At 62.6% G+C, this 6601-nt stretch carries 6 protein-coding genes and 1 pseudogene; 2 read left to right on the plus strand and 5 right to left on the minus strand.

The window, feature by feature from the left end:
• The 5 genes and pseudogenes from VOI29_RS21345 to VOI29_RS21365 form a co-directional block, all read right to left on the minus strand.
• A pseudogene (locus tag VOI29_RS21345) lies at positions 1–687 on the minus strand (F0F1 ATP synthase subunit beta); the annotation flags it as partial.
• Between the two features lie 21 nt (positions 688–708).
• The gene (locus VOI29_RS21350) at positions 709–1584 is read right to left on the minus strand and encodes a F0F1 ATP synthase subunit gamma (protein ID WP_323783485.1); all 876 of its coding nucleotides are present in this window, start codon (positions 1582–1584) and stop codon (positions 709–711) included.
• Positions 1585–1599: 15 nt separating this feature from the next.
• A complete protein-coding gene (gene atpA / locus VOI29_RS21355; protein ID WP_323783487.1) occupies positions 1600–3138 on the minus strand; it encodes a F0F1 ATP synthase subunit alpha in 1539 nt (512 codons plus the stop codon).
• Positions 3139–3699: a F0F1 ATP synthase subunit delta gene (locus VOI29_RS21360; protein WP_323783490.1), complete on the minus strand. Its 561-nt coding sequence runs from the start codon at positions 3697–3699 to the stop codon at positions 3139–3141.
• A 394-nt stretch (positions 3700–4093) separates the two neighbouring features.
• On the minus strand, positions 4094–4840 hold the full coding sequence (locus VOI29_RS21365) for a class I SAM-dependent methyltransferase (protein ID WP_323783492.1): 747 nt from the start codon (positions 4838–4840) through the stop codon (positions 4094–4096).
• Positions 4841–4895: 55 nt separating this feature from the next.
• Between VOI29_RS21365 and gloB the strand changes: the two genes are divergently transcribed.
• Both gloB and VOI29_RS21375 read left to right on the plus strand, forming a co-directional pair.
• A complete protein-coding gene (gene gloB, locus VOI29_RS21370; RefSeq protein WP_323783494.1) occupies positions 4896–5669 on the plus strand; it encodes a hydroxyacylglutathione hydrolase in 774 nt (257 codons plus the stop codon).
• Between the two features lie 176 nt (positions 5670–5845).
• Positions 5846–6601: Clp protease N-terminal domain-containing protein (locus tag VOI29_RS21375; protein ID WP_323783496.1), on the plus strand; the 756-nt coding region annotated here is incomplete at its 3' end.

Below are 6601 nucleotides of genomic sequence, written 5' to 3' on the forward strand. Positions count from 1 at the left end.
CGCAACACGGGCACGGGCTCCCGGAGGCTCGTTCATCTGACCGTAGACCAGGGCCACCTGGGATTCTTCCAGGTTGTCCGGCTTGATCACGTTGGATTCGATCATTTCCCAGTACAGGTCGTTGCCTTCACGGGTCCGTTCGCCAACACCCGCGAACACCGAGTAGCCGGAGTGCACTTTGGCGATGTTGTTGATCAGTTCCATGATCAGAACGGTCTTGCCCACGCCGGCGCCGCCGAACAGGCCGATCTTGCCGCCTTTGGAGTAAGGCGCCAGCAGGTCGATCACCTTGATGCCGGTCACCCGAACTTCCGACTCGGTCGACTGTTCGTTGAACGCGGGCGCGGGCTGGTGGATGGCGCGGGTCTCGGTCGCGTTGACCGGGCCCTTTTCGTCGACGGGCTCGCCCACGACGTTCAGGATGCGGCCCAGGGTGGCGTTGCCGACCGGGATCGAGATCGGCGCGCCGGTGTCTTCCACCGCCTGACCGCGGACCAGGCCCTCGGTCGCGTCCATCGCGATGCAGCGGACGGTGTTTTCGCCGAGGTGCTGGGACACTTCCAGAACCAGCGTCTTGCCGCCGTTTTCGGTGTTCAGGGCGTTCAGAATTGCGGGCAGGTGGTCGTCAAACTGGACGTCCACAACGGCGCCGATGATCTGGGTCACCTTGCCTTTTGCTTGTGCCATTTGTTGGTCTCCGGTTGTCTCTTAGAGCGCCTCAGCGCCCGAAATGATTTCAATCAGCTCGTTGGTGATCACGGCCTGGCGGGAGCGGTTGTACTGGATCGTCAGCTTGTCGATCATGTCGCCCGCGTTGCGGGTCGCGTTGTCCATCGCGCTCATCCGGGCACCCTGTTCGGATGCACCGTTTTCCAGCAGCGCCGAGAAGATCTGCGTTGACACGCCGCGCGGCAGCAAATCCGCAAGGATCTGCTCTTCGCCGGGCTCGTAGTCATAGACCGCAGATGCGCCTTCAGCGTCGCCGCCCTCGTAGGAGGCCGGGATGATCTGCTGCGCGGTCGGGATCTGGGTCACGACGTTGACGAACTCCGCAAAGAAGATCGTGGCAACATCGAATTCGCCAGCATCGAACCGGGTCAGAATGTCCTTGGCGATGCCCTGCGCGTTGGCATAGCCGATGCGCTTGACGTCGCTGAGGTCAATATGGCCGACGAAATCACCGCCAAGGTCGCGTTTCAGGGCGTCACGGCCCTTTTTGCCGACGGTCAGGATCTTGACCGTCTTGCCTGCGGCCTTCAGCTCGGCCGCTTTCTGGCGGGCGAGTTTGGCGATGTTCGAGTTGAAACCGCCGCACAGACCGCGCTCGGCGGTCATCACGACGAGCAGATGGGTCTGGTCGCTGCCGGTGCCGCGAAGCAGCTTGGGGGCTGACTCGCTGCCGCCGACCGAGGCCGCCAGCCCTGCCATCACGGCGTTGAACCGTTTGGTGTAGGGGCGGGAGTCCTCGGCAGCTTCCTGGGCGCGGCGAAGTTTCGCCGCGGCCACCATCTGCATGGCTTTTGTGATCTTGCGGGTCGATTTGACCGACGCGATCCTGGTTTTCAGGTCCTTAAGGTTCGGCATTGCCTGGGATCCCCCTTAAGCGAAGCTAGCGGCGAACTCGTCCAGCGCAGCCTTCACCTTGTCCGCCAGCTCGCCCTTCACCTTACGATCGTTGTTGGTGATGTCCGCCAGCAGGTCAGCATGTTTGCTGCGCAGGTGGTTCAGCAGGCCGTCTTCGTAACGGCCGACTTCCTTGACGTCGACTTTGTCGAGGTAGCCGTTGGTGCCGGCGAAGATCACGCAGACGATTTCGGCGTTGGTCAGCGGCGAATACTGCGGCTGTTTCATCAGCTCGGTCAGACGGGCGCCACGGGCCAGCAGCTGCTGGGTGGCGGCGTCCAGGTCGGAACCGAACTGCGCGAAGGCAGCCATTTCGCGGTACTGGGCCAGCGACAGCTTAACCGGGCCTGCCACCGAGGACATCGCCTTGGTCTGGGCCGAGGAGCCAACCCGCGACACCGACAGACCGGTGTTCACGGCGGGGCGGATGCCCTGGTAGAACAGTTCGGTTTCCAGGAAGATCTGGCCGTCGGTGATCGAGATCACGTTGGTCGGAATAAACGCCGACACGTCGCCGCCCTGGGTTTCGATGATCGGCAGCGCGGTCAGCGAGCCGGCGCCGAAGTCCTCGTTCAGCTTGGCCGAACGCTCCAGCAGGCGGGAGTGCAGGTAGAACACGTCGCCCGGATAGGCTTCGCGGCCCGGCGGACGGCGCAGCAGCAGCGACATCTGGCGGTAAGCCACAGCCTGCTTGGACAGGTCATCATAGATGATCAGCGCGTGGCGGCCGTTGTCGCGGAAGAATTCCGCCATTGCGGTTGCGGCGTAGGGGGCCAGGAACTGCAGCGGTGCCGGGTCGGATGCGGTCGCAGCCACAACGATGGAGTAGTCCATCGCGCCGGTTTCTTCCAGCTTCTTCACCAGCTGGGCCACGGTGGAGCGCTTCTGGCCCACAGCGACATAGACGCAGTACAGTTTCTTGGACTCATCATCGCCGGCGGCGTCGTTGTACGACTTCTGGTTCAGGATGGTGTCCAGGGCGATCGCGGTCTTGCCGGTCTGACGGTCGCCGATGATCAGCTCACGCTGGCCGCGGCCGACGGGGATCATCGCGTCGACGGACTTGAGGCCGGTTGCCATCGGTTCATGCACCGATTTACGCGGGATGATGCCCGGCGCCTTCACATCGGCAACGCCACGGGTGACGTCGGTGATCGGGCCCTTGCCGTCCAGCGGGTTGCCGAGGCCGTCCACAACGCGGCCCAGGAGGCCGTTGCCGACCGGCACGTCCACGATGGAGTTGGTGCGCTTGACGGTGTCGCCTTCTTTGATGTCCCGGTCCGAGCCGAAGATCACGATACCGACGTTGTCGCTTTCCAGGTTCAGCGCCATGCCCATGATGCCGCCCGGGAATTCGACCATTTCACCGGCCTGAACATTGTCGAGGCCGTAAACGCGGGCAATACCGTCACCGACGGACAGCACGCGGCCGATTTCAGCCACTTCTGCTTCTTGACCAAAATTCTTGATCTGGTCTTTCAGGATCGCAGAAATCTCTGCTGCTTGGATACCCATTTATCCGACCTCTTTCATTGCATTCTGTAGGGAGTTGAGCTTGGAGCGGATCGAGCTGTCGATCATCTTCGAGCCCACTTTAACGACAAGTCCGCCGATGATGGAGGCATCGACGGAAGCATTGATGGTAACTTTCTTGCCCACGCGCTCGGCCAGGGTCTTGGCCAGCTTTTCGCTTTGGGTCTTGGTCAGCGCCTTGGCGGACACCACCTCGGCGGTGACTTCGCCGCGGGCGTCAGCCAGGCGGGCGCGCAGCGCATCGATCAGCGCGGGCACCACAAACAGGCGGCGCTTGTCGGCCATCAGAGCCAGGGTATTGCGCAGGACGGGATCAAGGCCCATCTTGTCAGCCACCGCAGTGATTGCGGCGCCCTGCTCGTCGCGCGACACCAGCGGCGAGTGGATCAGGTTGTTGAGGTCGTCGCTGTCAGCCAGCGCGGCTGCCAGGTCATTGATGCTGGTTTCAAGGCTGTCGAGCGCCTTGTTTTCTTCCGCGATGTCGAACACCGCCGTGGCATAGCGCGCGGCAATGCCTGCAGAAATCGAAGCTGGTTCGGACACGTCCACCCTTCCGATATGTTATTGGCCCCGGTTGGCGTACCCGGCCACAGGCGGCGTCCGGGGGCGTGAGTCATCCCCCATTGGCAGCGGGGCGTTGAAATCAGCGTGGGTCTAGCAGAGCGGATGCGACCTATCAACTGCCTATAACGGTAACGGGAAGAAGCATGTTTTCAATGTTTTCAAAGCTTTAAGTCAAGTGCGGCCCTTTGACCACAGTCGATAAATAAAAAACAGCGGCTGAACTGCAGGTTTTGGCGATTCCGGACCCCGGCAAATGCGGCCGAAAACGTCACATACCGGGCCTTGCCGCCGTATTTGAGCATTGCCGCCGCCGCGAAGACAGTTTCAGGGAATCGAAATGCAGCACCGGCAGGCCGGATCAGCCCGGGATCGGTCAGGCTGGTTCCGGCATCGGGTTCGACAACCCTTCCAGCACCCGGATGCGGCTGGCGGTTTTGGTGCGGGTCATGTGGCCGCGCTGCGGATGGCTCTGCTTGCTGACCTCGACCATGAACACGCCGCCGGCCAGCATCGCAGGCAGTTTGCGGCCCATTTTTTCCAGCATCGCGCCGGATTTCAGCCAGAACCGCTTGTGGCTGGGCAGCCGGTAGAGGGCGGCGGTATGCTGTTCGATTGCGAACTGGTGCTGGCGCAGCTGGCCTTCGAGCTGGCGCAGCGTGTACGGGCGGCCGAAGCCGAACGGCGTCAGATCCGAACGCGCCCATAAGCCGGCCCGGTTTGGAACCACGAAAATCGCCCTGCCCCCCGGCCCCAGCACCCGCCAGCATTCTTCCAGCAGCTTCGCGGGCCGCTCCGAGGTTTCCAGACCATGCATCACCACCAGGCGGTCGACCCGGCCGGTATCGATGGGCCAGCTGGTCTCCTCGCACAGCACCGAGACATTGGGCATCCCGGCCGGCCATTGCATGACCCCCTGCGGCCCCGGCATCAGCGCCATCACCCGGCGCGCCTCCGGCAGGTAGGGACGCAGCAGCGGCGCGGCAAAACCGAACCCCGCCACCGTCAGCCCCTTGGTGCCGGGCCAGATTTCCAGCAGCCGGCCGCGGACCGACGCCTGCGCCGCCCGCCCCAGGGTGCTGCGGTAATAGAAGTTCCTGAGATCCTGAACATCAAGATGCATTGCGGGCGCCTACTGGTTCGGCCAATCTGGGCGCAGTTTAGCAATGTAAAGGCGAATGACCATGCCTCTTGAGATCATCACCCTGCCCTGTTTGTCGGACAACTATGCCTTTTTGATCCATAATCCCGCATCGGGCGAAACCGCGCTGGTGGATGCGCCCGAGGCCGGTGCTGTCAAGGCGGCGCTATCGGCGCGCGGCTGGGGGCTGGACTGGATCCTGCTGACCCATCATCACTGGGACCATGTGGACGGGGTTGAAGAGCTGCGGACGGCATACGGTGCAAAAGTCATCGGCGCTGCGGCCGACGCCCACCGGCTGCCCCGCCTTGATACCGCGGTCGAGGATGGCGGCAGCTTCACGCTGCTGGGCGAAGAGGTGCAGGTGATGGATGTCTCCGGCCACACCGTTGGCCACATCGCCTTTTACCTGCCCGGCGCAGAGGCGGTGTTCACCGCCGACAGCCTGATGGCGCTGGGGTGCGGACGGCTGTTTGAGGGCACCCCGCAGCAAATGTGGAGCAGCCTGTCGCAACTTGCCGCGCTGCCGCCGCAAACTATGGTTTATTCGGGACATGAATACACGCAAGCTAACGGTGCTTTTGCGGTCGCCGTGGACCCCGGCAACCCGGCGTTGCAGGCGCGGGTGCGCGATATCGCAAAGGCCCGGGAAGACGGGGTGCCCACGGTGCCCTCGGCCTTGCGGCTTGAACTTGACACCAATCCGTTCCTGCGCGCCGGCGACAGCGCCGTGAGAGCCCAGCTTGGCATGCAAGACGCTGAAGATTCAGAAGTTTTTGCCGAAATCCGCAAGCGCAAAGACAATTTCTGAGCAAATCAGGAGCATCCGGGCGCAACAGGGAGAAAATAATTGTGACCCCAAAATGCAGAAAAGCCCTTGAAGCCGGCGCGCTATCAACCAAACTCTAACCATATAAGCACATGGTTGAACTGAGGGGTTGGTTAATACCGCCCCGCCGGCCAACCCAAGATCAGAGGAGCACGCCCGTGCCTTCATTCTCGAGCACCCTGGAACAGGCCATTCACGCAGCGCTGGCGCTGGCGAATGAACGCCGTCACGAATTCGCAACCCTGGAACATCTGCTTCTGGCGCTGATCGACGAGCCCGACGCCGCCCGGGTGATGCGCGCCTGCAGCGTCGACCTGACCGAATTGCGATCCTCTCTGGTGGAATTCGTGGATGAGGATCTTGCCAATCTGGTCACCGATATCGATGGATCCGAGGCGGTGCCGACCGCCGCCTTCCAGCGGGTCATTCAACGAGCCGCGATCCATGTGCAAAGCTCGGGCCGCACCGAAGTGACAGGCGCCAATGTGCTGGTGGCGATCTTTGCCGAACGCGAAAGCGACGCGGCCTACTTCCTGCAGGATCAGGAAATGACCCGCTATGATGCGGTGAACTTCATCGCCCATGGCGTGGCCAAGGATCCCGCTTTCGGGGAACCCCGCCCGGTCTCCGGCGCAACCGAGCAGGAAGACGACAGCATCACTGCCGCCCCTGAGGGCGAAAAGAAGGAAAACGCGCTGGCGAAATACTGCGTCGACCTCAATGCCAAATCCCGCGAAGGCGATATCGACCCGCTGATCGGCCGCGACCACGAGGTTGAGCGCTGCATCCAGGTTCTGTGCCGCCGCCGCAAGAACAACCCGCTGCTGGTCGGCGATCCAGGCGTCGGAAAAACCGCCATCGCCGAAGGCCTGGCCCGCCGCATCGTCTCTGGCGAAACCCCGGAGATTCTGTCG

Origin of the sequence: Leisingera sp. (assembly GCF_034669605.1) — a bacterium.
In the GTDB taxonomy this organism is placed as follows: Bacteria; Pseudomonadota; Alphaproteobacteria; order Rhodobacterales; family Rhodobacteraceae; genus Leisingera.